Source organism: Bacillus sp. CGMCC 1.16541, assembly GCF_003184905.1.
Lineage (GTDB): Bacteria > Bacillota > Bacilli > Bacillales > Bacillaceae_H > Priestia.
Map to the genome: position 1 here is coordinate 49664 of NZ_KZ821208.1, position 24439 is coordinate 74102.

At 38.7% G+C, this 24439-nt stretch carries 29 protein-coding genes; 27 read left to right on the plus strand and 2 right to left on the minus strand.

Features of this window, described 5'->3' with window-relative positions; genetic code table 11:
• Positions 1 to 61: 61 nt before the first annotated feature.
• The 23 genes from rodA (at position 62) to DIS06_RS03295 (ending at position 20807) form a co-directional block, all read left to right on the plus strand.
• Positions 62 to 1243 (plus strand): rod shape-determining protein RodA, encoded by a 1182-nt coding sequence (gene rodA, locus DIS06_RS03185; RefSeq protein WP_110111821.1) that lies wholly within the window; start codon positions 62 to 64, stop codon positions 1241 to 1243.
• Between the two features lie 106 nt (positions 1244 to 1349).
• Complete coding sequence (locus DIS06_RS03190; RefSeq protein ID WP_162595859.1) at positions 1350 to 3185, plus strand: pyruvate kinase; 1836 nt, start codon at positions 1350 to 1352, stop codon at positions 3183 to 3185.
• A gap of 179 nt (positions 3186 to 3364) precedes the next feature.
• Complete coding sequence (locus DIS06_RS03195; protein WP_110111823.1) at positions 3365 to 4804, plus strand: S-layer homology domain-containing protein; 1440 nt, start codon at positions 3365 to 3367, stop codon at positions 4802 to 4804.
• 71 nt (positions 4805 to 4875) lie between these two features.
• Positions 4876 to 5628, plus strand: a complete 753-nt coding sequence (locus DIS06_RS03200) for an AAA family ATPase (protein ID WP_110111824.1) — start codon at positions 4876 to 4878, stop codon at positions 5626 to 5628.
• Positions 5629 to 5688: 60 nt separating this feature from the next.
• Positions 5689 to 7353: a bifunctional lysylphosphatidylglycerol flippase/synthetase MprF gene (gene mprF, locus DIS06_RS03205; RefSeq protein WP_110111825.1), complete on the plus strand. Its 1665-nt coding sequence runs from the start codon at positions 5689 to 5691 to the stop codon at positions 7351 to 7353.
• 241 nt (positions 7354 to 7594) lie between these two features.
• A complete protein-coding gene (locus DIS06_RS03210; RefSeq protein ID WP_110111826.1) occupies positions 7595 to 8719 on the plus strand; it encodes an MBL fold metallo-hydrolase in 1125 nt (374 codons plus the stop codon).
• 102 nt (positions 8720 to 8821) lie between these two features.
• A complete protein-coding gene (gene cdr, locus DIS06_RS03215; protein ID WP_110111827.1) occupies positions 8822 to 10471 on the plus strand; it encodes a CoA-disulfide reductase in 1650 nt (549 codons plus the stop codon).
• Between the two features lie 379 nt (positions 10472 to 10850).
• The gene (locus DIS06_RS03220; protein WP_110111828.1) at positions 10851 to 11567 is read left to right on the plus strand and encodes a cytochrome c biogenesis CcdA family protein; all 717 of its coding nucleotides are present in this window, start codon (positions 10851 to 10853) and stop codon (positions 11565 to 11567) included.
• Between the two features lie 16 nt (positions 11568 to 11583).
• The gene (locus DIS06_RS03225; RefSeq protein ID WP_110111829.1) at positions 11584 to 12162 is read left to right on the plus strand and encodes a peroxiredoxin family protein; all 579 of its coding nucleotides are present in this window, start codon (positions 11584 to 11586) and stop codon (positions 12160 to 12162) included.
• A 13-nt stretch (positions 12163 to 12175) separates the two neighbouring features.
• Positions 12176 to 12868, plus strand: coding sequence for a response regulator transcription factor (locus DIS06_RS03230; RefSeq protein WP_110111830.1), 693 nt, complete (start codon positions 12176 to 12178; stop codon positions 12866 to 12868).
• Complete coding sequence (locus DIS06_RS03235; RefSeq protein WP_110111831.1) at positions 12846 to 13931, plus strand: sensor histidine kinase; 1086 nt, start codon at positions 12846 to 12848, stop codon at positions 13929 to 13931. The genes DIS06_RS03230 and DIS06_RS03235 overlap by 23 nt, the downstream gene beginning before the upstream one ends.
• Before the next feature lie 490 nt (positions 13932 to 14421).
• A complete protein-coding gene (locus tag DIS06_RS03240; protein WP_110111832.1) occupies positions 14422 to 14682 on the plus strand; it encodes a metal-sensitive transcriptional regulator in 261 nt (86 codons plus the stop codon).
• 79 nt (positions 14683 to 14761) lie between these two features.
• Positions 14762 to 14989 (plus strand): sulfurtransferase TusA family protein, encoded by a 228-nt coding sequence (locus DIS06_RS03245; protein ID WP_110111833.1) that lies wholly within the window; start codon positions 14762 to 14764, stop codon positions 14987 to 14989.
• Positions 14990 to 15049: 60 nt separating this feature from the next.
• Positions 15050 to 15526 carry a DsrE/DsrF/DrsH-like family protein gene (locus tag DIS06_RS03250; protein ID WP_110111834.1) on the plus strand — a complete coding sequence of 159 codons (477 nt, stop codon included), beginning with the start codon at positions 15050 to 15052 and terminating at the stop codon, positions 15524 to 15526.
• Positions 15527 to 15542: 16 nt separating this feature from the next.
• Positions 15543 to 15902 (plus strand): rhodanese-like domain-containing protein, encoded by a 360-nt coding sequence (locus DIS06_RS03255; protein ID WP_239421825.1) that lies wholly within the window; start codon positions 15543 to 15545, stop codon positions 15900 to 15902.
• A 12-nt stretch (positions 15903 to 15914) separates the two neighbouring features.
• Entirely contained in the window at positions 15915 to 16211 is a 297-nt protein-coding gene (locus DIS06_RS03260; protein ID WP_110111836.1) for a rhodanese-like domain-containing protein, read from the plus strand.
• A gap of 36 nt (positions 16212 to 16247) precedes the next feature.
• Positions 16248 to 16811, plus strand: coding sequence for a sulfurtransferase TusA family protein (locus tag DIS06_RS03265; RefSeq protein WP_110111837.1), 564 nt, complete (start codon positions 16248 to 16250; stop codon positions 16809 to 16811).
• 14 nt (positions 16812 to 16825) lie between these two features.
• Positions 16826 to 17059 carry a glutaredoxin family protein gene (locus DIS06_RS03270; RefSeq protein ID WP_110111838.1) on the plus strand — a complete coding sequence of 78 codons (234 nt, stop codon included), beginning with the start codon at positions 16826 to 16828 and terminating at the stop codon, positions 17057 to 17059.
• 12 nt (positions 17060 to 17071) lie between these two features.
• Positions 17072 to 17464 carry a DsrE/DsrF/DrsH-like family protein gene (locus tag DIS06_RS03275; protein ID WP_110111839.1) on the plus strand — a complete coding sequence of 131 codons (393 nt, stop codon included), beginning with the start codon at positions 17072 to 17074 and terminating at the stop codon, positions 17462 to 17464.
• 41 nt (positions 17465 to 17505) lie between these two features.
• The gene (locus tag DIS06_RS03280; RefSeq protein ID WP_110111840.1) at positions 17506 to 18633 is read left to right on the plus strand and encodes an MBL fold metallo-hydrolase; all 1128 of its coding nucleotides are present in this window, start codon (positions 17506 to 17508) and stop codon (positions 18631 to 18633) included.
• A 61-nt stretch (positions 18634 to 18694) separates the two neighbouring features.
• Positions 18695 to 18922, plus strand: coding sequence for a sulfurtransferase TusA family protein (locus DIS06_RS03285; RefSeq protein WP_110111841.1), 228 nt, complete (start codon positions 18695 to 18697; stop codon positions 18920 to 18922).
• A 177-nt stretch (positions 18923 to 19099) separates the two neighbouring features.
• Positions 19100 to 19876, plus strand: coding sequence for a sulfite exporter TauE/SafE family protein (locus tag DIS06_RS03290; protein ID WP_110111842.1), 777 nt, complete (start codon positions 19100 to 19102; stop codon positions 19874 to 19876).
• Between the two features lie 109 nt (positions 19877 to 19985).
• The gene (locus tag DIS06_RS03295; RefSeq protein WP_110111843.1) at positions 19986 to 20807 is read left to right on the plus strand and encodes a P-loop NTPase family protein; all 822 of its coding nucleotides are present in this window, start codon (positions 19986 to 19988) and stop codon (positions 20805 to 20807) included.
• 329 nt (positions 20808 to 21136) lie between these two features.
• Here the strand turns inward: DIS06_RS03295 and DIS06_RS03300 are convergent, their stop codons facing one another.
• The gene (locus DIS06_RS03300) at positions 21137 to 22138 is read right to left on the minus strand and encodes a DUF3231 family protein (RefSeq protein ID WP_110111844.1); all 1002 of its coding nucleotides are present in this window, start codon (positions 22136 to 22138) and stop codon (positions 21137 to 21139) included.
• 180 nt (positions 22139 to 22318) lie between these two features.
• Between DIS06_RS03300 and DIS06_RS03305 the strand changes: the two genes are divergently transcribed.
• Positions 22319 to 22897: a sugar O-acetyltransferase gene (locus DIS06_RS03305; RefSeq protein WP_110111845.1), complete on the plus strand. Its 579-nt coding sequence runs from the start codon at positions 22319 to 22321 to the stop codon at positions 22895 to 22897.
• A gap of 39 nt (positions 22898 to 22936) precedes the next feature.
• Here DIS06_RS03305 and DIS06_RS20880 read toward each other — a convergent pair whose 3' ends face one another.
• On the minus strand, positions 22937 to 23110 hold the full coding sequence (locus tag DIS06_RS20880; protein WP_110111846.1) for a DUF3189 family protein: 174 nt from the start codon (positions 23108 to 23110) through the stop codon (positions 22937 to 22939).
• 36 nt (positions 23111 to 23146) lie between these two features.
• On the opposite strand from DIS06_RS20880, the gene DIS06_RS03315 reads away from it, so the two are divergent.
• The 3 genes from DIS06_RS03315 (at position 23147) to DIS06_RS03325 (ending at position 24382) form a co-directional block, all read left to right on the plus strand.
• Positions 23147 to 23341: a hypothetical protein gene (locus tag DIS06_RS03315; protein WP_110111847.1), complete on the plus strand. Its 195-nt coding sequence runs from the start codon at positions 23147 to 23149 to the stop codon at positions 23339 to 23341.
• Between the two features lie 3 nt (positions 23342 to 23344).
• Complete coding sequence (locus tag DIS06_RS03320; protein WP_110111848.1) at positions 23345 to 23632, plus strand: hypothetical protein; 288 nt, start codon at positions 23345 to 23347, stop codon at positions 23630 to 23632.
• Positions 23633 to 23776: 144 nt separating this feature from the next.
• The gene (locus DIS06_RS03325) at positions 23777 to 24382 is read left to right on the plus strand and encodes a YdhK family protein (protein ID WP_110111849.1); all 606 of its coding nucleotides are present in this window, start codon (positions 23777 to 23779) and stop codon (positions 24380 to 24382) included.
• Positions 24383 to 24439: the final 57 nt, after the last annotated feature.

A 24439-nucleotide genomic window follows, 5' to 3' on the forward strand; every position in this document is an offset into this window, starting at 1 on the left:
GGTGTTCGAAAAGGCCTACCGCTTTAGAAAAAATAAACACTCATGAAAAGGAGGTAATGAAATGAAACCTACACAACGACACTCCTTCACTGTTGACTCCGTATTACTTTTTATGCTTCTGTTACTGTTCATTTATAGCCTGCTTGCTGTATATAGTGGTTCTGGACAATATCAAGTACAAGACCCTTATTTTTATGTGAAACGTCAATTTGCTTGGTATGTGATTGGCGGTATTCTTATGTATGTGGTGATGAAGTTTGATTATGAGCTTTTACCGAACCTTGCTTGGCCTCTTTATGGCATTGGCTTATTTCTGCTCATTTTAGTCCATTTTTTTGGTACATATAAAAATGGCTCACAGCGTTGGATCAATTTAGGAGGTTTTTTACTACAACCCTCTGAATTTATGAAAATCTTTCTTATCATTCTACTTGCCACGATTTTAAGTAAACTGAGTAAACACCGCGCGACTCGTTTTTCTTTTAAACAAAGTATTTCCATTGTGTTGTTAGTAGGAGTTGTCAGCATTGTTCCCTTTTTTCTTATCTTGCAACAGCCTGACCTTGGAACGGCACTTGTGATAGGTTCTATTGCATTAACCCTTATTCTTGTATCAGGTATCTCAATGAAGATGATTGGGTTAATCGTCGCAAGTATTGTTGCGGGCATTGGCTTTCTTGTATTCTTGCACAATCATTATTTTGATGTATTTAGCAAAATCATCAAATCGCATCAGCTCGATCGAATCTATGGATGGCTCAATCCGCATGAACATGCGTCAAATTACGGATATCAACTTACTCAATCGTTACTAGGAATTGGGTCTGGTCAAGTGAAAGGAACAGGATTTACAAACGGAATTCAAGTTCAAAGTGGACGTATTCCGGAGGCTCATACTGATTTTATTTTTGCAGTCATTGGTGAAGAGTTTGGCTTTGTTGGTGCAGCCGTTTTACTAGCTATTTATTTTATAATGCTGTATCGCATGGTTGTGATTGCTTTTGAGGCGAATACGCTTTTTGCTACATATTTAGTAGCGGGTGTCATCGGCCTATTGACATTTCAAATCTATCAAAATATCGCCATGACCATTGGGCTTATGCCTGTAACAGGACTAGCGCTGCCGCTTATTAGCTATGGAGGAAGTGCTCTTTTAACGAATATGATGGCCATTGGCATTGTGTTAGGGGTTAGTATGCGTACGAAGCTTTATATGTTTGGAAATGAACAAAAGATGAGTTGAACAGAGCCGTTTGTTCTCTAGTTAACTCATCTTTTTACTATGTAACATACTCCTTCTTTTAAACGAATACAATATAGACAGAGAAAAAATGAATGGAGGAAGTGAGATGGAAAAGGAACACGTTCCACAACGAGAAGAAATGACTCAATCCATTCTTCATCTTTACAATCAATTGTCTCAAAAAATAACGAGCATGATGCCTTTTTCTTCGTCTGAAAAAGAGTCATGTAGTCGAGATAACTTACTGGCATTTTTAGCTTTAAGAGAGATCAATCTTTCTAGACTTCAACGTCTTCTACAAAAAGAAGGATTAGCAGATTTAAGTGCTGCAGAAACGAATGTGATGACGTATTTTCATCAGCTTTCTCATCATATCGGAGTGAAATTATCACCTCCGTCTATATTTACTTGTCCAACAAACGATGAAGCTACTGCGGTGCTACGAGAGCGTACAATAAATATGTTTGGAAGCAGCGCTGCTCCGTTTATTATGGTTACAATGGATGCGACAATGGTAAGTGAACATGGATTAATGGAACGATTGCTTTTACACGGTATGAATGTCGCAAGAATTAACTGTGCCCACGATTCTCCATCAATATGGAAAGCGCTCATTGATCGCATTCGTGAAGCTGAACAAAATCTCCAACAAGACGGAAAGCATGTAAGCTGTAAAATTTACATGGATTTAGGTGGACCTAAAATTCGTGTTGGACCTGTTCGACAGACTACTGCGCCAGTTAAGTTATCCATTCCACGTGATGTTTATGGCCATAAGTTAGGTGCTGTCGAAGGGTATATTAATACAGAAGCGGAAAATACCATGATTCATGCACAATCAGATAGTCCCTTTAAAACGTTTACGCTTGCTGTGCGCGCAACGTCATCTCTTCAATACATAACAGAAGGAGATGAGCTGCACTTTGTTGACACACGAGGAAAAGCAAGGAGTGTGACAGTCGTTGAGAAAATCGATAAAAATTGCATCAAAGTGCATCTTCACGACATAGCCTATGTAGATGAAGGAACGATTCTTCATCATGATACAGTTGAAATGGTGGTACGTTCTCTCGTCTCCGTTCCTGAAATCATTGAAGTGAAAAAGGGAGACACACTTCGTTTGCAATTATATGACTATCACTTTCATCACTATAACAATGATAGTCCGACGGTAACAGTAACCTTGCCAAGTGCGTTTAAAAACGTAAAAGTAGGCGATCGTATTTTTATTGATGATGGAAAAGTTCACGGCATCGTTTCCTATAAAACGTCTGCTTTTATTGATGTAAACATTTTGCATCCATCTGTTAAAGCTCGAAAAGTACGTGAAGGGAATGGATTTAACTTGCCTGATTCGCTTCCTAGTTTAAATGTGACGGCTTTAACGAAAAAAGACATCGATGATTTACCGTTTATTGTGCAACATGCGGATATTGTTGGGCTTTCATTTGTACATTCACCGAAAGACTTGATGGATTTGCGAGCAGAGCTTACTAAATTATCGGCTGGTCATTTGCCGATTGTCGCAAAAATTGAAACGAAAGATGCCATTCATCATCTCGGCCGCATTTTATTAGAAGGACTTGATCACGAAAATTTCGGCGTGATGATTGCGCGCGGTGACTTAGCGGTCGAGGTCGGATTTGAACATTTAGCGTATGTCCAACAAGAAATTTTATCAATGTGCCGAGCTGCTCATGTGCCCGTCATCTGGGCGACTCAAGTGCTAGATCGGTTACTGAAAAAAGGAATTCCGTCCCGCGCCGAAATCACAGATGCAGTGATGGCGAATCATACGCAATGCATTATGTTAAACAAAGGTCCATACGTTGTAGAAGGTGTCTCGGTTCTTACTCGTTTAATTAACATGTACATTCGAGAAGGCGTGGATCGAAATAAGGTGGGAAAAGAGTTAACAACCCAATATGATGGATTGATGTAACGAAGAGGCCATGACGGTAGAGCTGTCATGGCCTCTTCGTTATAGGTGAACCTTTGAAGGAGGGGATTGAGGAAGTGGGATATGCTCCGGAGTTTAATCTTTTATCTTATTCCATGTTATGGTAGATTTGTTTAGTAGAGTTATATTGATGAAGTTTAGTAGTTTTGGAGGGGAAACAAATGAGACGTGTAGTGAAATCACTTGCTATTTCAGCTGTTGCAACAGTTTGGTTAGCAGGTTCGACATTACCTGCGCAAGCAGCTAGTTTTACGGATGTGTCAACGAATCATACACATAAAGAAGCGATAGATCGTCTGACAGAGCGTGGGTTAATTAATGGATATGAGAACGGAACATTCCGTCCTGAAAACTCGATTACACGCGGACAAGTTTCAAAGATTTTCGCTCGCTATTTACCAGGTGACGGGAAAATGCAACAAGTGTTCGCTGACGTTCCAGCTAATGGCCAAGATTCGGAACTCGTAACAGCGGCGTATGAAATGAAAGAAAAAGGCATCTTTACTGGCTCAAATGGGGAATTAAAATGGAAAAATAATATTACGCGTCAGCAAATGGCGAAAGTGTTAGTCGAGACGTTTAAGTTAGAGAGAGTTTCTGGTGCGACAAGCAAAGTAACCGATTTACACGAAGCATTTGATGATGAGTATCGTCGCTATATTACGATATTATCAGAAAACGGTATAACGAATGTGGAGAAGTTTAACCCAAAAGGAAACGTAACACGAGGTCAATTTGCGTCGTTTGTGGATCGTGCGATAAACAAAGGTTCTGTAAAACCGAATACAAATCCATCTTATCAGCAAATCAATGCGTTATTAACAGAAGCAGCACTAAAAGAAAACATTCCACCTGAAGTAGTAAAAGCAGTTGCAACACAAGAAAGTGGGAAATGGACTCAATTTAATTCAGATGGCACGCCTGTCGCATCAGACGATGGTGGAATTGGCATCATGCAAATTACAAATCACCCTGGATACGATGAACAGAAGTTAAAAACAGACATTCAGTATAACATTGAAGCAGGTATTGCGATTTTAAATGAAAAGTACAATTCCACTTCCTTACCTAAAGTAACAGGAGCAAGTCGTGATGACATGGAAAGCTGGTACTTTGCGGTGATGGCGTATAACGGCATTAAACCCGTCAATAGCCCAACTGAACAACTAACAGGTAATAAGAATACAAAAGCGTATCAAGAACAAGTATTCGCGCGTATTTTACAAGATAGCTTATGGGGCAATCGAACGTTTGCAGATTTTGGCTTTACACCTGCGGACTTTGACTATGACCGTAACAGTACAGAAAGCATTAAATTTGTGAAGAAAGCCTACACACTATCTCAACCGATGAACAAGACGACGTATAAGTTTAAAAAAGGCGATGAAGTGACGGTAACTGCTTCAGAAGTGAATGTGAGAAAAGAAGCCACGACAGAATCTCAAGCTGTCGGAAAACTTGCAAGTGGAACGAAATTGACGATTGCTGGTCCTTTTGTTTATGAAAAGAATGAACAAAAAGAAAACAAATTCGTTTGGTACCCAGTTCGTACATCAGATAACAAAGTAGTCGGTTATATTGCTTCATCTTACTTAAAGTGATCAAAAACAAAAAACACATGGATGATTGTTACTCATTCATGTATTTTTTAAAAAAAGAAAGGGTTCGTTCTATGTTTTTAAAACGAGTGACGTTACTAAAAGAAAAAATCTCCTCGTATTCCACATATCCATTTTCAATTCCGACCATTCAACAGTTTAAAGAGCTACAGTTTACAAAAAACGTCACATTTTTTGTCGGAGAAAATGGTTCTGGGAAATCGACTTTACTTGAAGCGATTGCCGATCAGTGTGGATTTAATTTATCAGGTGGTAATCAAAATAATGTTTATGATGTGCATGCAAGTGAATCTGCGTTAAGCTCCTACATTCGCTTGTCATGGATGCCGAAGATAAAGAGTGGTTTCTTTCTCCGTGCTGAATCGTTTTATCACTTTGCCTCTTATCTTGATCAACTTCAAAAAGAAGAGCCAGGGTTCGATGTGTACGGTTCATATGGTGGTAAATCACTTCATGAACAATCACATGGAGAATCTTTTTTATCATTATTTACAAATCGCTTTAACGAAAAAGCGATTTATCTATTAGATGAGCCCGAGGCCGCGCTATCACCAGCGAGACAGTTAGCCCTACTAAAAATCATTCACGACTTAACAAAGGGAAACAACGTCCAATTTATCATTGCAACCCATTCACCAATCTTACTTGGCTATCCCAATGCGCAAATTCTAAGCTTCGATGACGGAGAAATTAGCGAAGTGCAGTATGAAGACACGGATCATTATCAAATCACAAAATATTTTCTTGAAAATAGAGAGCGAATGCTTCATCACTTGTTTCAAGACGATGAGGATTTGACGGATTAATTGATTTAGATACAATGAGAATAAGCACAATTTTTCATTACCGAAATTAAAGGAGTTAACATGAGCTTATTAGGAATCAATGAAGTAAAAGACGTGATTGTTCAGTCGAAGTTTGGGCAGTCATTAAAAAAGTATAGATTAATTCCTGAACGTGTCATTCCAAATGTAAGCCATTGGATGCTTTCATTTTTAGTATTTGTAAGTGGCCTCATTTTATTAGGGTCAGCTGCTACTCCAGGTGTAATTGAGCGCATCACGATTGCTGAAAAAGTATTATCAGAAACGATTTTAAATGTATCGAATCAATTATCCGTTACAGCGGGGATTTCGCTTTTACTGTTGTCACGAAGCATTTATTTAAAAGTAAAACCCGCTTACAAATTAACGTATATCGTATTACTAAGCGGTGCGGTATTTACGTTTTCGAAAGGATTAGACTTTGAAGAAGCGTTGTTTTTACTCGTCATCGCTCTTTTACTGCGATTTTCTAAGAAGCGTTTTTATCGAAAAAGCTATCCGTATTCATGGACTGGCTTTTTAACAATGAGTGCAGTTACGATTGCGTCACTTGTCTCGTACGTGGCGATTGGATATATAAATCAACCGAAGCGATTGTTACCACCACAAATTGAAAGTGTATTAGTGAAACAGCCTGCTGATTTAGTGATGACAGCGGTGATTGGGTTTGTTTTAGCACTTTTATTTAATCTTACAGGTTTTCGGTTTTTAATGACTAAAAAGCAAAAGCCTGATGCTAATGAAGAAGAACTTGTTTCGTTTTTAGAAAAAAATAAAGGAAATGTGTTAACACACTTTGCGTTTTTACGTGATAAAGAGTTTTTTTGGTCAAGTGATCAACAAGTGTTTTTTATGTTTTCGACAATCTCTAATAAATTAGTCGTGCTTGGCGATCCAATTGGAAATGAAAAAGCATTCCCAAAGGCCATTCGTGAACTGCATGAATATGCTGATGTACGTGGATTAACACCTGTGTTTTATCAAGTCGAAGCGAAACACCTACCGCTTTATCACGAAAATGGCTGTCAATTTTTCAAACTTGGTGAAGAAGCATATGTAGACCTTGATGAATTCACGTTAGTTGGTAAAAAGAAAACCAACTTGCGCACTGTGTTAAATAAATTCGCTAAAAGTGGCCACACGTTCACCGTTCACGACCCACCGTTTTCAAAAGAATTCATGCATCAGTTAAAAGTCGTGTCCGATGAATGGCTCGGCAATCGACGTGAAAAAGGGTTCTCACTCGGTTTCTTTGACTGTAATTATTTACAGAAATCACAACTTGCGACGCTTTCAAATGAAGAGGGTGACATCATTGCTTTTATGAACCTTGTACCAATGTATGATGAACACGAGACGATATCGGTTGATTTAATGCGTCATAAAAGTGAAACCCCAAATGGAACGATGGATATGATGTTTTTATCTGCCATTCAGTATGCGAAAGAGCAAGGCTATCGTGCGTTTCACTTAGGCATGGCCCCATTATCGAATGTAGGCCGCAATAAGTACGCCTTTTTAGATGAAAAGGTAGCCGCTAACATTTATCGTCACGGTCATTACTTGTACCAATTTGATGGCATCCGACGGTACAAAGAAAAATTCGCAACGAGGTGGGAACCGAAATATTTAGCGTGTAGAAGAAGGCAGTCGCTCCCGATGACCGTCTTTCAATTGTCAATTTTAATTGCGAGGAAGCGAACGTAAAGGAACTTGAGTCAAAAGGGGTAGAATGCCGCTGTTTGACTTAGCCTACAAAAGCCCGTGCCGACAACATCCATTAATAACAATGGATAGAGAGGCGCGGGCTTTTGCATGTAAATCTACTTTTTTGAAGTTTGTCTCTATGTTCCATTCTTTTTGTTTACATGTATACCTAAACAGGTATACATGTAAACAAGACAGTATAAACTAAGCAAGGAAAATTCGATTGAACGAGGTGAAGGTCGTGGCAACTGTAAACCACATTTCAGTAAAAGAACTAACAAAAAAGATTTTAAACCATGAAAATCTGTTTATCTTAGACGTGCGAAATAAAGATGCATTTGATGATTGGAAAGTCGAAGGGAAGCATGTTCATATTATGAATACACCGTATTTTGACTTAATGGAAGGTATTGATCCAATCGTAAACGACTTACCGAAAAGTGATCCGATTTATGTGATTTGTGCAAAAGGTGGATCATCGCAAATGGTAGCCGAGCAAATCGCAGAAGCAGGATATGACAACGTGTATTCAGTTGAAGGTGGGATGAAAGCATGGAGTGAACATTTAGAGCCTGTGAAAATTGGGCATGTCAAAAACGGAGCAATTTATCAATTTGTCCGTGTTGGAAAAGGATGTTTATCTTACATCATTGAATCAAATGGTGAAGGAGCAATCATTGATACGAATCGCATGTTGGATCAATACGAATCGTTTATTTCCCAACACAATATCAAAATTAAACATGTACTCGATACACACCTTCACGCAGACCACATCTCAGGTGGCCGAGAACTAGCAGAAAAGATGGGGGCTATTTACTATTTACCACCAAAAGATGCCGAAGAAGTTACATTTGAGTACACACCGTTACAAGATGGTGATGAATACAAAGTGGGAGATACGACCATTAAAGCGATTTATTCACCAGGGCACACGATTGGTAGTACGTCATTTGTAGTGGATGATCAATATTTGTTAACAGGCGATATTTTATTTATTGACTCTATCGGTCGCCCGGACTTAGCGGGTAAAGCAGAAGACTGGGTGGGGGATTTACGTACAACCCTTTATAACCGCTACAAGGAACTAACTGATGATTTACTCGTGTTACCTGCCCACTTTATGACGAGCAAAGAAATGAATGCAGATGGCAGTGTAGGAGAGAGGCTTGGCATTTTATATCGTGAAAATCATGGTCTATCGATTGCAAGCGAAGGGGAATTTAGAAGTCTTGTGACCGAAAATTTACCGCCTCAGCCAAACGCATATCAAGACATTCGTCAAGTAAATATGGGGAAAATCAGTCCAGATAACGAAGAAAAGCGTGAAATGGAGATTGGTCCGAATCGCTGTGCGGTACGCTAGTTATGACAAAAGTGTGAAAGTATAATAAAAAGACTTTCGCACTTTTTGTTTATTTGTTATTATACCCCTATAGGTATTTTTAGTTTCGAGGGGGATTATGAAATGAAAAAGATTTTAATTGTTGGAGGCGTTGCAGGAGGGGCTTCTGCGGCTGCTCGATTACGTCGTTTAAGTGAAAAAAATCATATTGTGATGTTTGAGCGAGGAGAGTATATTTCATTCGCAAACTGTGGGTTACCTTATTATATTGGTGAAGTAATTGAGGAGCGAAGCAAGTTGCTTGTCCAAACGGTAGAGGGGATGTCAAAGCGATTCAATATGGACATTCGCAACTTAACAGAAATTGTTCGCATTAATCGTGATGAAAAAACTGTGACTGCTCGTCATGTTGAAACAGGAGAAGAGTACGACGAATCATATGATATACTCATCTTATCACCAGGCTCAACACCAATTGTACCACCAATCCCAGGTCTTTCTGAAGCGAGCGCACTATTTACGTTACGCAATGTACCTGACACAGATCGAATTAAACACTACGTAGATAGCGAAAAGCCAAAGCGTGCAGTCGTTATCGGCGGGGGGTTTATCGGAGTTGAAATGGCTGAAAACCTAATAGAGCGAGGCATTGATGTAACACTTGTTGAAATGGCCAATCAAGTGATGGCACCGATTGATGTGGAAATGGCACAAATCGTTCATACACATATGCGTGAGCACGGTGTGAATCTTGTATTAGAAGACGGTGTGCACTCATTTGAACAACAAGGAAAGATTGTTCGTTTAACGAGTGGTAAAGAGCTTGAAACGGATATGATTATTTTAGCAATTGGTGTTCAACCTGAAAATACACTTGCACGTGATGCGGGGTTAGACCTCGGCTTACGTGGTGCGATTAAAGTGAATGAGCATTTACAAACGTCGGATTCATCGATTTATGCAGTTGGAGATGTGATTGAGGTAAAAGACTTTGTGAATGGGTTTGAAACATTTGTGCCGCTTGCATGGCCAGCAAATCGCCAAGGTCGCCTCGTTGCAGATCATATTCATGGGAAAAACGTGCGTTATAACGGAACGATGGGAACATCCATTGCGAAAGTTTTTGACTTAACGGTCGCAGCAACCGGTAACAATGAAAAAACGCTAAAACGAATTGGTGTGCCGTATGAAGTGGTGCACGTTCACCCGAATAATCATGCAGGGTATTATCCAGGTGCCTCTCAAATGACGTTAAAGCTTATCTTTAACAAAGAAACAGGCGAAATTTACGGTGCACAAGCGATTGGAAAAGAAGGGGTTGATAAACGAATTGACGTCATTGCGACCGCGATAAAAGGTGGATTAACGGTTCAAGCATTACCTGACTTAGAATTAGCGTATGCACCACCATTCTCCTCAGCAAAAGATCCGGTTAATATGGCAGGGTATGTCGCAACGAATATCATTGAAGGCACAGTTGAAACCGTTCAATGGCATGAAATTGATGAGGTTGTGGCAAATGGGGGCTATTTAATTGACGTTCGTGATGAAAAAGAAGTGGCACGCGGTGCTATCAGCGGCTCTGTTAATATTCCCGTCAATGAATTACGCGAACGTTTAAGTGAAGTGCCTACCGATAAAGATCTTTATATCACTTGTCAAGTCGGCTTGCGTGGCTATTTAGCTTCACGTATTTTAATGGAAAACGGCTTTAAGGTGAAAAACCTAGATGGTGGCTATAAATTATATTCATCTGTGTTTCCAAAAAAATAACCATCGATGAAAGAGGCTAGAACATAAGTGTTTCAGTCAATAAGACACCCGAACAATTTATAGTTCGGGTGTTTTTTGATTAAAACAAGTTTAAAAGAATAGTGGAATGGAGCGTAGGACACTCGACTCCTGCGGGAAATAGAGGAAAGGCTGAGACCCCACAGGAACGAGGAGGCTCAGCTTCCTCCCCGCGGAAAGCGAGTGACAGGAGCGAAATGGAACGAACTTGTTGTTGTAACCTAACGATAATAGAAACGGCATTGTTCGTCTTTGAAAAGAAGTTATTTCATTGTGTCCCACCCTCTTTTTCTGTTCTTCATCAAAATTTAACAATTGCGCTTTACAATCAAAAGAAGTAAAAAATAAAGAAGGTGAAGAGATGGAACAATTATCGTTATGGATTGCATTAGGAGCAGGGGTATTATCATTTTTTTCTCCTTGTATTTTCCCTATTCTCCCTGCTTATTTATCGCACTTAACGGGTGGGAGTATTCAAGAACAAAAATTACACGTAGATCAAAAGGTGCTTCTTCAACGCTCAATTGCCTTTGTCATTGGCTTTAGCATCGTATTTATTTTAATGGGCGCATCAGCTACCTTTTTAGGGAAATTCTTTCAAATGAATCGTCAGCTTATTGAACATTTAAGTGGCATTTTAATTGTGGTGTTTGGAATGCAGATGCTGGGGGTGTTTCAGTTTTCATTTTTATTGAAAGAAAAAAAGTGGGATCATCGTCTTGAAAAACCAAAAAGCTGGTTTTCGTCTGTCTTACTAGGTATTGCATTCGGAAGCGGCTGGACTCCGTGCGTAGGATTAACACTATCATCGATTTTACTGCTTGCGAGTTCAAGTGGCACGTTAAGCGAAGGAATGATGCTGTTAGTTGTGTATTCAGTTGGGATGGGTATTCCCTTTTTAACGATTTCGTATTTGATGACGAAGTCTGTTAAAATCATTCGAACGATTAATCGATACTTAGGAAAGCTTGCGATAGTGAATGGTTCGATTATGATTATTCTTGGATTGCTTGTGTTTACAGGACAAATGACAAAATTGAGCTCATATTTTGCAAGGCTTACGCCGTTTACATTTTAAACAGAGGAGTGAAGAGATGAAATGGAATGTGTCGTTACTTATGCTAATTGTGGCAGTGATCGGCTTCTTTCTATATAAAGAATATGGAGAACCGAAAGTGACCTTGAATGAGAAGAAAAAGGAAGAGCAACAACCATTTACGACAACGTCAGTGCAACCAGGAATGGGATTGTTAGAAGGACAACGACCACCAAATATTGAGTTAACGACTCTTGATGGTGGATCTTTTCGCTTAAATGACTATCGTGGCAAGAAAGTCATCTTAAACTTCTGGGCAACGTGGTGTCCGCCTTGTAAAGCAGAAATGCCAGATATGCAGAAACTGTATGAGAAGTACGGCAAAGAGAATGTTGAGATTGTGGCGGTTAACTTAACTCAAGCTGAAAAGAATAAGGAAGACATTCAACGGTTTAAAGAAGAATATGGGCTGACATTTATTATTCCACTCGATGAAACAGGTACCATAGCAAATCAATACAATGTGTATTCCATTCCAACAAGTTATATTCTTGATGAAGAAGGGTTAATTCAGCAACAGATAATAGGGCCAATGACGTATGAGTGGATGGAAGAGCAGATACAAAGCAAGCAATAAGTAGGTGAAATTGATGTCAAAAACATTATTAGTGGTTGAAGATGATGCAATGCTTCAGCAACTTATGGTTATTTACTTTCAAAAAGCAGGTTTTCATGTCGTTACCGCTTCAACAGGGAAGGAAGCAATCGCTGTTTTTGAACGAGAACATCCATGTTTTGTTATTTTAGATTTGATGCTACCTGAAATGTCTGGAGAAGAGGTGTGTCAATACATACGAGAGACATATCAAAGTGATGTACCCATCATTATGGTAACGGCTAAAATTGATGAACAAGACCGAATTAATGGATTGAAAATGGGGGCGGATGACTACGTCGTAAAACCATTTAGCCCTGAAGAACTTGTAATAAGAGTAGAGACAGTGTTGCGGCGAGCGACTCACCATTGTCAAAAAATCGAGATAGGTTTACTTACTTTAAAACCGAGAAAGCATGAAATTTGGTTAGGTCATCACAAGCTTCAACTAACAGTCTCTGAATTTTTATTATTGAAAGAGCTAATGTTGAATGTAAATCAAGTGTTATCAAGAGAGCAATTAATACAAGCAATTGATCCTCTTCATGAAAAAGAAATTTTTGAGCGAACGATTGATGTGCATGTGAAAAATATTCGTGAGAAGCTTAAACAGAACGAGTTTTTTGGCGTGACAATTCAAACTGTAAGGGGAGTGGGATATAAACTTGATTCAAAAACCTCGTCGTAACGTGTGGAAAACAAAGATTTTTTGGGAATTAACGACAATTAACGCTATAGTTATTGCAATTGTTATTTGGATTGCAGGTGTGTCAGTGAAAGATTTTTCGTGTGTGTTAGCGAACGAACTAAATATGATTGGAGATCAGCGTCAAGCTTTTTTTAATGAAACGATGGACTTTTATTTGTTACGTGCGAGCATTCTTGCTTTCTTCGTCGCAGCTATCATTCACTACATATGGATAAAGCGTATTGTCGTTCCGCTCCAAACTCTTTCGGAGGCAACAAAGCGGATGAGGGAGGAGAAAGATACAGATCTTATTCCTGTTGTCACACAAAATGAAATTGGTCAGTTAACAGAGCAATTTAATCACTTAATCATTAAAATGAAGCGTAGTGAGGCACTTCGTAAGCAAATGACCGCAGACTTAGCGCATGAAGTTCGTACGCCACTTTCAAACCTTACAGGGTATTTAGAGGCGTTGAAAAATGATGTAATCGAACCAGATAAACAAGTGCTGACATCGTTGCATGCTGAAGCCGAACGATTAAAAAAAATGATTGAACAGCTTTATCAACTGTCAGAGCGTGAGTGGGCTGAGTATAAAAGGCATGACACAAATGAATCTTGTGCCATTAAACCTCTTATAAATGAAATGATTGACCTTTATACCATTCAACTTAAAAAGCAGAGTGTACAACTAAATAAATTAATTGAACCGGCATCCATTATGGCCTCAAAAGATCGAATGAAGCAAGTGATTGGTAATTTACTGGACAACGCTATTCGTTATGCAGTTGAAGATACAACGATATTGATTAGCGGAAAAAAGAAAGAAGGTATCTATATAATCTGCGTTGCGGGTAAAGGTCAAGAAATTCCTCCTGATACATCCGAACAACTTTTTGAGCGATTTTACCGAGTTGATTCTTCACGTAGTCGAGCATCTGGTGGTAATGGATTAGGTTTAGCAATTGTGAAAGAATTAATGACCCAACAAGGCGGACGTGTATATGTAAAAACAGATGGCATATATCATCAATTTTATCTTGAAATTCCTTTAATAAAGTAGAATGATTTTACAATTTTAAGCTATTTACAAAGAAATGAGAAATGAATATTGACCATTCTAGCACAACCATAAGCGGTAGTTTGCTGATACTTACAACGTCTCGATAGATCATCATGATCTGCGTATAAAAAGAAAGTAAAATAAGTAGTTGACATTATACCTATAGGGGTATAAAATAAACATTGTCAGCGATACTTCTTCTTACAAAAAGAAAGAAGATGTGCTTTATGAAAACAAAAGTAACTAACTTAAAAGGAAATACAAATAAACAGTTGACATTATACCTATAGGGGTATAAAATAAACATTATCAGTAATACTTCTTCTTACAAAAAGAAAGAAGATATGCTTTATTAAAAAAGGAATTTTTTTAAAAAGGATTGCTTATAAAATAGGTAGAAAGCAATCATACGTTGCAATGTATTAAACAATAACGTGTAAAGAAGCATATAAAGCATAAACACAACCAAATAGAAAGGGGTCATTTAATTATGGAATACAATGCGCAAGTAAAAAACCGATTAAAGCGTATGGAAGGTCAGCTTCGCGGTATTTTGAAAATGATGGATGAAGAGAAAGACTGCAAAGAAATCATTACCCAGTTATCAGCGGTTCGTTCAGCGGTTGATCGTACAGTCGGTGTCATTGTTAGTTCAAACTTAGTCGAATGCGCACTAGAAGCGGAAAGAAACGGTCAACCAGCCGATGAGATGATTAAAGAGGCGGTTAACTTACTTGTAAAAAGTCGATAACAAAGTGTTGACAACTTTTTTTATAACTGGTAATATACCCCTATAGGTATAAAACAAACAAAAACACGGAGGGATACAAATGAATGTAGATAAAGTATTAGATGCAAAAGGATTAGCGTGTCCAATGCCAATTGTGAAAACAAAAAAAGCAATGAACGAATTAGAGTCAGGTCAAGTGTTAGAAATTCATACAACGGATAAAGGTGCAAAAAGTGATTTAACAGCATGGGCAAAATCAGGTGGCCATGAGTTATTACAACATGAAGAAGAAGGAAATGTATTTAAGTTCTGGATTCAAAAAGGCTAATTTTTTTACAAACTTATATACCTATACAGGTATAAGTAAACACACCAAGGAGGACATACAATGGAAAAGAAAAAAACAACAATCGTCTTATTTAGCGGTGATTATGATAAAGCAATGGCTGCGTATATTATCGCAAACGGTGCAGCAGCTTACGATCACGAGGTAACGATTTTCCACACGTTCTGGGGATTAAACGCACTACGTAAAGAAGAATTAGTACCAGTGAAAAAAGGTTTCATGGAAAAAATGTTCGGAAAAATGATGCCGCGTGGTGCTGATAAAATGGGCTTATCAAAAATGAACTTTGCAGGTATGGGTCCGAAAATGATTAAAGATGTGATGAAAAAGCATAACGCCGTTCCATTACCACAGTTAATCGAAATGGCACAAGAACAAGATATTAAACTTGTTGCATGTACGATGACAATGGATTTACTAGGTTTACAAAAAGAAGAGTTATTAGACAACATTGATTATGCTGGAGTTGCAGCTTATTTAGCGGATGCTGAAGAAGGTAACGTCAACTTATTTATCTAAAAAGGAGAGAGGCTCATTGGAATACATTCAATACGTACTCTTTGGATTAGTCGCTTTCTTTTTACTAAGACGTTTATTACCAACAAATGGTGTGCGAAATATTACAACAGCTCAACTAAAAAATGAGCTGAATGATAAAAATAAGCAATATATCGATGTTCGTACACCTGGTGAGTTTAAAGGAAGAAACATTCGAGGATTTAAAAACATCCCGCTACAACAGTTGCCAAATCGAATAAATGAACTATCGAAAGAAAAAGAAGTCGTGGTTATTTGTCAAAGTGGCATGAGAAGTAATGCAGCAAGTAGACAGCTCGTGAAAAAAGGATTTAAGCAAGTTACAAACGTAAAAGGCGGCATGAACGCTTGGCATTAAGGAGGAAAAATGATGAGAGAAATTTCACCAAAAGAAGTAGAACAATTGATCAATGAAGGAAAAAAATTGAACATGATTGATGTACGTGAAGTTGATGAAGTAGCAGAAGGGAAAATTCCTGGAGCAATCAATATTCCGTTAGGATTACTTGAATTTCGTATGAATGAATTAGACAAAGCAAACGAATATATTATGATTTGTCGTTCAGGTGGCCGTAGCGGTCGTGCATCACAATTTTTAGCATCACAAGGTTTTAACGTCATCAACATGACAGGCGGTATGCTTGCATGGGAAGGACGTACTGAATAAAATTTTTAGTGAACATATACCTTAGGAGGTAATGATATGAAAGCAAACGTAACGTTAGATGCAAAAGGATTAGCATGTCCAATGCCGATTGTGAAAACAAAAAAAGCGATGAATGATGTAGAAGCAGGGCAAGTATTAGAAGTGCAAGCGACTGATAAAGGGTCAAAAGCAGATCTTCAAGCGTGGGCTGAACGTACAGGTCATCAATATTTAGGCACGATTGAAGAAGGCGACGTGTTAAAGCACTTTTTACGTAAATCATCCAATGATGAAGCAATTGAGAAAAAGCATCCACACGTTGTAACTAACGAACAATTAACAGCGAAGCTTGATGCTAATGAAGACATTGTTGTGTTAGATGTACGTGAAGAAGCAGAATATGGATTTAATCATATTCCAAACGCTGTGAATATTCCATTGGGTGAGTTAGAGGCTCGTGTGAATGAATTAAACAAAGACGCAAATATCTTCATTGTATGTCGTACAGGAAGCCGCAGTGACTTAGCAGCGCAAAAACTAACAGAGCAAGGCTTTAAAAACGTGTTGAACGTTGTACCTGGTATGAGTCAATGGACTGGACAGACAACGAGCAAAAACTAAAAGGAGTAAGTGATATGAAGTCTATAACCGTTTATACGACAACAAGATGTCCGTATTGTGTAATGTTAAAAAACTTTTTATCCGATCAAGACATTCCATTTAACGAAGTGAATGTTGAGCGTGACCCTGCCCTAATGCAAAAGCTTGTCAATACGACAGGACAAATGGGTGTGCCACAAACAAATGTAAACGGCACATGGGTTATCGGCTTTGACCCACAACAAATTATGATAGCACTACAAAACTAGGAGGCATTTAACATGAGCAATAAAGTAGCAATTATCGCAAGTAACGGTGGATTATTCGATGCATACAAAGTATTTAATATCGCAACGGCAGCAGCAGCTACCGAGCAAGAAGTAGCGATTTTCTTCACATTTGAAGGATTAAACTTAATTCATAAACAAGCAAACGCAAATCTTCCAATGCCAGAAGGAAAAGAGCATTTTGCAGAAGGATTTGAAAAAGCAAACGTACCATCCATTCCTGAACTAGCAGCAATGGCACAAGAAATGGGCGTGAAATTCATCGGTTGTCAAATGACAATGGACGTAATGGGTTTAGAAAAGGACGCGTTTGTCGATGGAATTGAAGTTGGCGGAGCGGTTACCTTTTTAGAGTTCGCCAAAGATGCTATGACATTAACATTTTAATATTTTTTTAACTACTTATATACCGTGGGGGGTAATTTAAAATGGCAGTAAAACCAATGACAGCGAAAGAAGTAACGAAAAAGGTTATCAACAAAGAATCATTCTTTATTTTAGATGTTCGTAACGAAGATGCATTTCAAGATTGGAAAATTGAAGGTGAAAACTTCAACTACTTAAACGTTCCCTATTTCGACTTATTAGACGGCGTGGAAGAAATCATGGATCAACTTCCGAAAGATCAAGAGATTTTAGTTGTGTGTGCAAAAGAAGGTTCATCCATTATGGTGGCAGAGATGCTTTCAGATGAAGGATTGGATGTTGCTTATTTACAAGGCGGTATGCGCGCATGGAGCGAGTATTTAGAGCCAGTTAAAGTAGGAGATTTAAAAGATGGCGGTGAGATGTACCAATTCGTACGTATCGGTAAAGGCTGCTTATCGTACATGGTTGTTTCAAATGGAGAAGCAGCAATCATCGACTCTACACGTATGACAGATGTATACATTGAGTTCGCTAAAAGCATGAATGTAAATATCACGCACGTATTTGATACACACTTACATGCTGACCATATTTCAGGTGGCCGCGTAATTGCCGAAAAAACAGGTGCAACATACTGGTTACCACCTAAAGATGCAGAAGAAGTTACATTTGAATATGAAGCGTTAGAAGACGGTCGTGATGTGACAATTGGAAACACAACGATTAACATTCATGCATTGTATTCACCAGGTCACACAATCGGTTCAACATCATTTATTGTTGATGAGAAGTACTTGTTATCAGGTGATATTTTATTCATTGATTCAATCGGTCGTCCTGATTTAGCAGGTATGGCAGAAGATTGGGTTGGTGACTTACGCGAAAGCTTATACAAACGCTACAAAGCATTATCAGATGAGCTAGTCGTGTTGCCTGCACACTTTATGATTATCGAAGAGTTAAATGAAGACGGAAGTGTTGCGAAAAAGTTAGGGACACTTTATGCGGAAAACCACGGTTTAAACATTGAAGACGAAGAAGAATTCCGCAAACTAGTGACAGAGAACTTACCACCACAACCAAATGCATATCAGGAAATTCGTCAAACAAACATGGGGAAAATCACACCAGATGAAGATAAACAACGTGAAATGGAGATTGGTCCAAACCGTTGTGCAGTTCGCTAAACCATAACAATTGGAGGGATGAAGCTCCCTCCAATGAATGAATACTTAGGAGGTTTTAATGATGGAAGCAACAAAAGTATTAGACGCAAAAGGATTAGCATGTCCAATGCCAATCGTACGAACAAAAAAAGCAATGAATGAATTACAGTCAGGTGACGTCTTAGAAATTCACGCAACAGATAAAGGGGCAAAAAGCGACTTAACAGCTTGGGCAAAATCGGGCGGTCACGAATTAGTGAAGCACGAAGAAGCAGGCGATGTGTTTAAATTCTGGATTAAGAAGGGCTAATGAGAGAGAGCTTTCTCGATGAGAGTGGACAACGTCTCATTTGAGAAAGCTCGCAACATCCCTTGCCTATTGATCCGTAAAAAAAGTGGATAGATAGGCAAGGGATTTTGTTTGAATAGTCTCTTTGTTTCGTCTTGAACTGACATATGATCTGCTTAGATTAAAGGAGGGCTTATCATGGATTTTGCATTTATTATGACTATTTTCTTAATCGGGTTTATCGGCTCTTACATTTCAGGAATGCTTGGAATTGGTGGTTCTATTATTAAATACCCAATGCTTTTATACATTCCGCCATTATTTGGCTTAGCTGCGTTTAGTGCGCATGAAGTATCAGGGATTAGCGCTGTGCAAGTGTTTTTTGCGACAATCGGTGGTGTGTGGGCATATCGTAAAGGTGGCTATTTAAACAAAAGTCTCATTGCCTATATGGGTGTGAGTATTTTAATTGGTAGCTTTATCGGTGGATTCGGCTCACGTGTCATGTCAGAAAGCGGCATTAACGTCGTGTACGGAATTTTAGCGTTAATTGCAGCGGTGATGATGTTTATACCGAAAAAAGGCATCGACGACATCCCGCTTGATCAAGTGACGTTTAACAAATGGTTAGCGGCTGTGTTAGCATTAATCGTCGGAGTTGGTTCAGGTATCGTTGGAGCAGCAGGAGCGTTTTTACTCGTACCGATTATGCTCGTTGTGTTAAAAATTCCAACGCGCATGACAATTGCTTCATCGCTTGCGATTACATTTATTTCATCCATTGGCGCAACAATCGGTAAAATCACGACAGGTCAGGTTGACTACTTCCCTGCACTGATTATGGTTGTTGCAAGCTTAATTGCATCGCCACTAGGTGCGATGGCAGGTAAAAAGATTAACACAAAAATTTTACAAGTTGTTTTAGCTTTATTAATCTTCGCAACAGCGGTGAAAATTTGGATGGATATTTTATAAGCAGTTGAAAAGCAATCTACATAGGTAGGTTGCTTTTTGTATCCAAAGAAGGAAAACGAAGCGCTTGTCTAGAAGTGTAGCGTTATCTACAGCTAAAGGAGACTATGACATGCAACGACGGCTATATTTAATAGAAGGATTACCAGGGTTCGGAAAAACAACAACGGCTCAACTAGTTTACGACATTTTACAAGAAAAAGGTATTCCTTCAACATTGTTTTTAGAAGGAGATGTGCATCATCCTGTTGACTTTGAAAGTGTGGCTTGTTTAACCGAAAAAGAACTCAATCAACTAGTAAACCAACATAAATGTCCAAAAGAGTTAATCTTAAAACAAGCAATCCACAAAGAAGAAAATGTGTTTGTGCCTTATGGAAAACTTAGAAATGAGTTGTCGGAAACGTTATATGATTCTTTTGCACAATATGATGTGTATGAGCTTCCGCTAGAGAAACATATGCAAGTCATAAAAGCGCAATGGAAAGAATTTGTGAACAAAGCAAATAAAACGTCTATTTTTGAGTGTTGCTTTATTCAAAATCCAGTCACCATTGGTATGATGAAATATGATGCACCTCCTACGCTAATTAAACAATACATAAAGGAACTAGCAGAAATCATTGAGCCGTTACAGCCTGTTTTGTTTTATGTAGAGCAAGTCGATTTGACGTACTCATTTGAAAAAGCGATGCGTGAACGTCCAACAGAGTGGCTAGATGGGTTTGTATCTTACTACACTGGTCAACAGTACGGAAGAAAACGAGGTTATGAAGGAATCGAGGGCACACTTCAAATCTTAAAAGAGCGACAAGCGCTAGAGAGTGAGATTGTAAAAGAATTATCACTTAAAAAAGTAAAAGTTAACAATTCTCACTATGATAAAAACACATACAAAGCTCTTTTATCAGAAATGATGAAGAGCTATAAATAGGGTGTTTTGATGCCAATTCTCATCAAAATGAGGCTGAGACATAAGTGTTTCAGTCGATAAGAAGAGGATGTCCCAAAAGGTATAAACTTTTGGGCACCCTCTTTTTAGGTTAGCTTCTAAAATTAGTCCGTTGATTTCCGTTCCAGGCGCTTCGCTTTCCGCGGGGCTGGCGCTGAGCCTCCTCATCGCTTCGCTCTTGCGAGGTCTCACCTGACCAGCTGCGCCCGCAGGAGTCTTCGCGCTTTCCACTTCAATCAACTCAGCTTACGATATTTTTTTGCGCAAAAAATACAAGAAAATCCCTTTTTCGTTATGTCCTACTCTCTTTCTTATTTTGTTAATTGATTACGATCTTCAGTTCTTGGAGGCTGTTCCATCCATCCGTTTTTAGCCATGATTTTCCCACCATCTTGTGCGTAGGTTAGCACATCTTTTGCGGTTGCAATCAATTTAAGTGGCAAGTCTGTTCTGAAACTAAAAGCGGTTCCTAACGCATTACTTCCTAAACTAAAGCTGCAAAATAAACTTGTGCAATACATCATCAGTTTATCCGAAAATGGTGCAACTTTAGAATCCGTCGCTTTTGCTCCCCATGTTGAAGGAGGCTGAATGTCGCTTTGAAGTAACACTTGTGTATAGTCAGCTACAATTTTTTTCGATAATTCTTTTCCGCGAATAAAATACTTCTTTACTTCTGTCTCATTTGCGACTTGTGCAAAACCCGTCATTAATTGCATTCCGAAGATATTCGATTCAATCGCAAAATAAATGTGAGCAAGTTCCACTGTATTTAACGATCGTTTGTCAGAAAATAAGTTGAGCCCTGACATGTAGCTTGGTCCTTCTACAAACTCAACGACTTTTGGCATTGTGACAGATGGAGAACTAGGTAACACATCTTTTTCTTGTAAAAAGTCCACACATCGATCGTACACACTTTGTGTAAAGGCAGTTAGCTCCTTATAAAAAAGAATGATGTCTTTTCGATAAGCCATTCCAATGTGTAACGTATGAAGTCCCATGCTAATTTCTTTCAGTAAACGAAGGAACATAATATCAAAGTGATAATCATACAGCTTTGGTACACCTTTGTTTACATCTTCTTCTGTAAAACCAACGGGAATGACGGCTCCTTCATTTGTGAAAATGTCTTTAATTCGCGCGATGTATTGTATCACTTGACTGTGAGTATCTTGTAAAATCTCTTTTGCTTGTTCATCGTCTGCTACTTCAATGAAATAGTCTAAAATTCGCTGCATCATTGTCTTTTGTTGATACGTCATCCATAATGTAGCGAGTTCACTTCCACTAATTGATTTTTGCTGTGACATGCTTTTCACCCTTTTCATCGTTGCTTCGTACACGTTTAAGTTCAAACTTTTAGCTAGTAAAAAGTATGTGCTAAATAGGGTAGAAAGATACGAATGAGAAACAGAAAGCTTTTTGTTACTGTTTTACCTTTTTATATGATACACTGTTTGAAATTCATTAAAAAGGTGGCGAATCTTACAATGACGGAAAAAGAGAAAATGTTAAACGGAGAAAATTACAACACAAGAGATGCTGAGATTTCAGCGATGAATCAAAAAGCTCGAAAGTTACTACATACATTAAATGTCACATCATCCGGTGATCCAACTGATATATTAAAGGAGTTACTAGGTGAAATGGGAGAAGGTGTTTGGATTGAACGTCCTTTCTTTTGTGACTATGGTGAAAACATTTCGATTGGAAAAGATACATTTATTAATTTCAATTGTACGTTTTTAGACTGTAATAAAATTACGATTGGTCAAAGTGTACTGATCGGTCCTGGAACACAAATTTACACAGCAACCCACCCACTTAATCCAAAAGAGCGCATTATTTCCTCTCCCAAAAAAGGAGAAGCACCTTATTTAACGAGTGCCATCCCTGTTTCAATTGGTGATAACGTGTGGATTGGCGGCAATGTCTCCATTATGCCAGGTGTGACCATTGGTGACGGTAGTGTCATTGGCGCAGGAAGTGTCGTCACAAAATCCATTCCAAGTGGCGTGGTGGCAGTAGGAAATCCGTGCCGTGTTGTGAAACGAGTAGATGAGGAATAAGGACAAGATAGGTGTTCTAATTGTTTTTATTTAAAACGTTTATTTTCCAATACTAGTTACAGGTTCAGAAGTAGATGACGCCATTTTCTTTGTGTGGTCGACAAGCTTCATAAGATTAGCATAACTTTGTTTTGTATCTAAAACTAAGAGTGGAACACCAACAGATTGTAAGCGCAGCTTTTGTGATGAATGAATCCAAATCAGAATGAACACGCTAACCGTAAAAACATGAGAAGGAGTTCAATCGTCATGAAAAAAGTGTTTGCGTTTATCACGTTAATTGGTTATATTTGTGCCCTTACTGCTTGTGGTCCGCCAAAAGAGGAGTCAAAAAAGAAGGAAGAGCCAACAGAGCAGCAGTCGAAACAAGAAAAAGAAAATGAAGAAAATATGCATATTGAAATGGGAAATGAAGAGGAAGATAAAAAGGAAGAAGAGAAGTAACAGATGACAGAGTTTCCTATTATTCACACGAATATATGGGATGCGGTGCTTGCCGTACCTGTTACGATGATTCTTACCCAACTCATTAAAAGCATCTTTCCAATTAAACGTACGTTTGTTCCGACGATTGCGAACCTGATTGGCCTAGCCATTTCCCTTTTTTACAGCCATCCTGATCATTTGAGTGCGGGACTGTTTATGGGCTTTGTGTATGGAAGTGCTGCAGTGGGGATGTATGCATCTTTAAAAACAACAATTACGGCGTTTCGTGATGGAAAGAGCGACAATTGAACTGTTTGAAAAAAATCTACATAAAACTTCTACCTATTTACAAAAGACAAAGTTTAGTCGTCACTGTAAAGGGAATGTAGAGTAGAAGAAATCGTTTCTTCTATAAAAAATGAAACGAAGAAAATTTCTCAGGGAGGACCATATATGAACAAGAAACTAACATTAGCTATGACATCTGCCTTTTTAGCTTTCGCTTTAACTGCTTGTGGAGGAAACAATGAAAACACGCAAGAGCCAAACAGTGAGGAACAACCAAGCTCTGAAGAGAGCATGGAAGAAGGTCATGAAGGACATGAGGGAATGGATCATTCTGGAATGGACCATTCAAGTTCAGGTGAAGTGCCAGAGGGATTAAAAGAAGCAGAAAATCCAACGTACCCAGTTGGAAGTCAAGCGATGATTGAAAAAGGTCATATGAAAGGGATGGAAGGTGTTGAAGCGACGATTGTCGGAGCTTATGACACAGTTGCCTATGTCGTTTCGTACGATCCAACAAACGGTGGAGAGCGCGTAAAAGACCATAAATGGATCGTTCATGAAGAAATCAAAGATGCAGGTGACAAGCCGTTTGAACAAGGAGAAGAAGTGACGTTAGAAGCGAATCATATGGAAGGAATGAACGGTGCAAAAGCCACAATTGAGTCGGCGGAGGAAACAACCGTTTATATGATTGACTACACGTCTACTGATGGCGAAGAAGTGAAAAACCATCAATGGGTAACAGAAAGTGAATTGTCAGCCAAAGAATAAGGATAGAAGCTTGCCGAGTTCGGTAAGCTTTTTTTCAATGAACAAAACCAGAAAGAG

Bases quoted from the DNA above. Each gene is read 5' to 3' on its own strand.
- rodA (WP_110111821.1), top strand. From the start codon at position 62: ATGAAACCTACACAACGACACTCCTTCACTGTTGACTCCGTATTACTT.
- DIS06_RS03190 (WP_162595859.1), top strand. From the start codon at position 1,350: ATGGAAAAGGAACACGTTCCACAACGAGAAGAAATGACTCAATCCATT.
- DIS06_RS03195 (WP_110111823.1), top strand. From the start codon at position 3,365: ATGAGACGTGTAGTGAAATCACTTGCTATTTCAGCTGTTGCAACAGTT.
- DIS06_RS03200 (WP_110111824.1), top strand. From the start codon at position 4,876: ATGTTTTTAAAACGAGTGACGTTACTAAAAGAAAAAATCTCCTCGTAT.
- mprF (WP_110111825.1), top strand. From the start codon at position 5,689: ATGAGCTTATTAGGAATCAATGAAGTAAAAGACGTGATTGTTCAGTCG.
- cdr (WP_110111827.1), top strand. From the start codon at position 8,822: ATGAAAAAGATTTTAATTGTTGGAGGCGTTGCAGGAGGGGCTTCTGCG.
- DIS06_RS03220 (WP_110111828.1), top strand. From the start codon at position 10,851: ATGGAACAATTATCGTTATGGATTGCATTAGGAGCAGGGGTATTATCA.
- DIS06_RS03225 (WP_110111829.1), top strand. From the start codon at position 11,584: ATGAAATGGAATGTGTCGTTACTTATGCTAATTGTGGCAGTGATCGGC.
- DIS06_RS03230 (WP_110111830.1), top strand. From the start codon at position 12,176: ATGTCAAAAACATTATTAGTGGTTGAAGATGATGCAATGCTTCAGCAA.
- DIS06_RS03240 (WP_110111832.1), top strand. From the start codon at position 14,422: ATGGAATACAATGCGCAAGTAAAAAACCGATTAAAGCGTATGGAAGGT.
- DIS06_RS03245 (WP_110111833.1), top strand. From the start codon at position 14,762: ATGAATGTAGATAAAGTATTAGATGCAAAAGGATTAGCGTGTCCAATG.
- DIS06_RS03250 (WP_110111834.1), top strand. From the start codon at position 15,050: ATGGAAAAGAAAAAAACAACAATCGTCTTATTTAGCGGTGATTATGAT.
- DIS06_RS03260 (WP_110111836.1), top strand. From the start codon at position 15,915: ATGAGAGAAATTTCACCAAAAGAAGTAGAACAATTGATCAATGAAGGA.
- DIS06_RS03265 (WP_110111837.1), top strand. From the start codon at position 16,248: ATGAAAGCAAACGTAACGTTAGATGCAAAAGGATTAGCATGTCCAATG.
- DIS06_RS03270 (WP_110111838.1), top strand. From the start codon at position 16,826: ATGAAGTCTATAACCGTTTATACGACAACAAGATGTCCGTATTGTGTA.
- DIS06_RS03275 (WP_110111839.1), top strand. From the start codon at position 17,072: ATGAGCAATAAAGTAGCAATTATCGCAAGTAACGGTGGATTATTCGAT.
- DIS06_RS03280 (WP_110111840.1), top strand. From the start codon at position 17,506: ATGGCAGTAAAACCAATGACAGCGAAAGAAGTAACGAAAAAGGTTATC.
- DIS06_RS03285 (WP_110111841.1), top strand. From the start codon at position 18,695: ATGGAAGCAACAAAAGTATTAGACGCAAAAGGATTAGCATGTCCAATG.
- DIS06_RS03290 (WP_110111842.1), top strand. From the start codon at position 19,100: ATGGATTTTGCATTTATTATGACTATTTTCTTAATCGGGTTTATCGGC.
- DIS06_RS03295 (WP_110111843.1), top strand. From the start codon at position 19,986: ATGCAACGACGGCTATATTTAATAGAAGGATTACCAGGGTTCGGAAAA.
- DIS06_RS03300 (WP_110111844.1), bottom strand. From the start codon at position 22,138: ATGTCACAGCAAAAATCAATTAGTGGAAGTGAACTCGCTACATTATGG.
- DIS06_RS03305 (WP_110111845.1), top strand. From the start codon at position 22,319: ATGACGGAAAAAGAGAAAATGTTAAACGGAGAAAATTACAACACAAGA.
- DIS06_RS03315 (WP_110111847.1), top strand. From the start codon at position 23,147: ATGAAAAAAGTGTTTGCGTTTATCACGTTAATTGGTTATATTTGTGCC.
- DIS06_RS03320 (WP_110111848.1), top strand. From the start codon at position 23,345: ATGACAGAGTTTCCTATTATTCACACGAATATATGGGATGCGGTGCTT.
- DIS06_RS03325 (WP_110111849.1), top strand. From the start codon at position 23,777: ATGAACAAGAAACTAACATTAGCTATGACATCTGCCTTTTTAGCTTTC.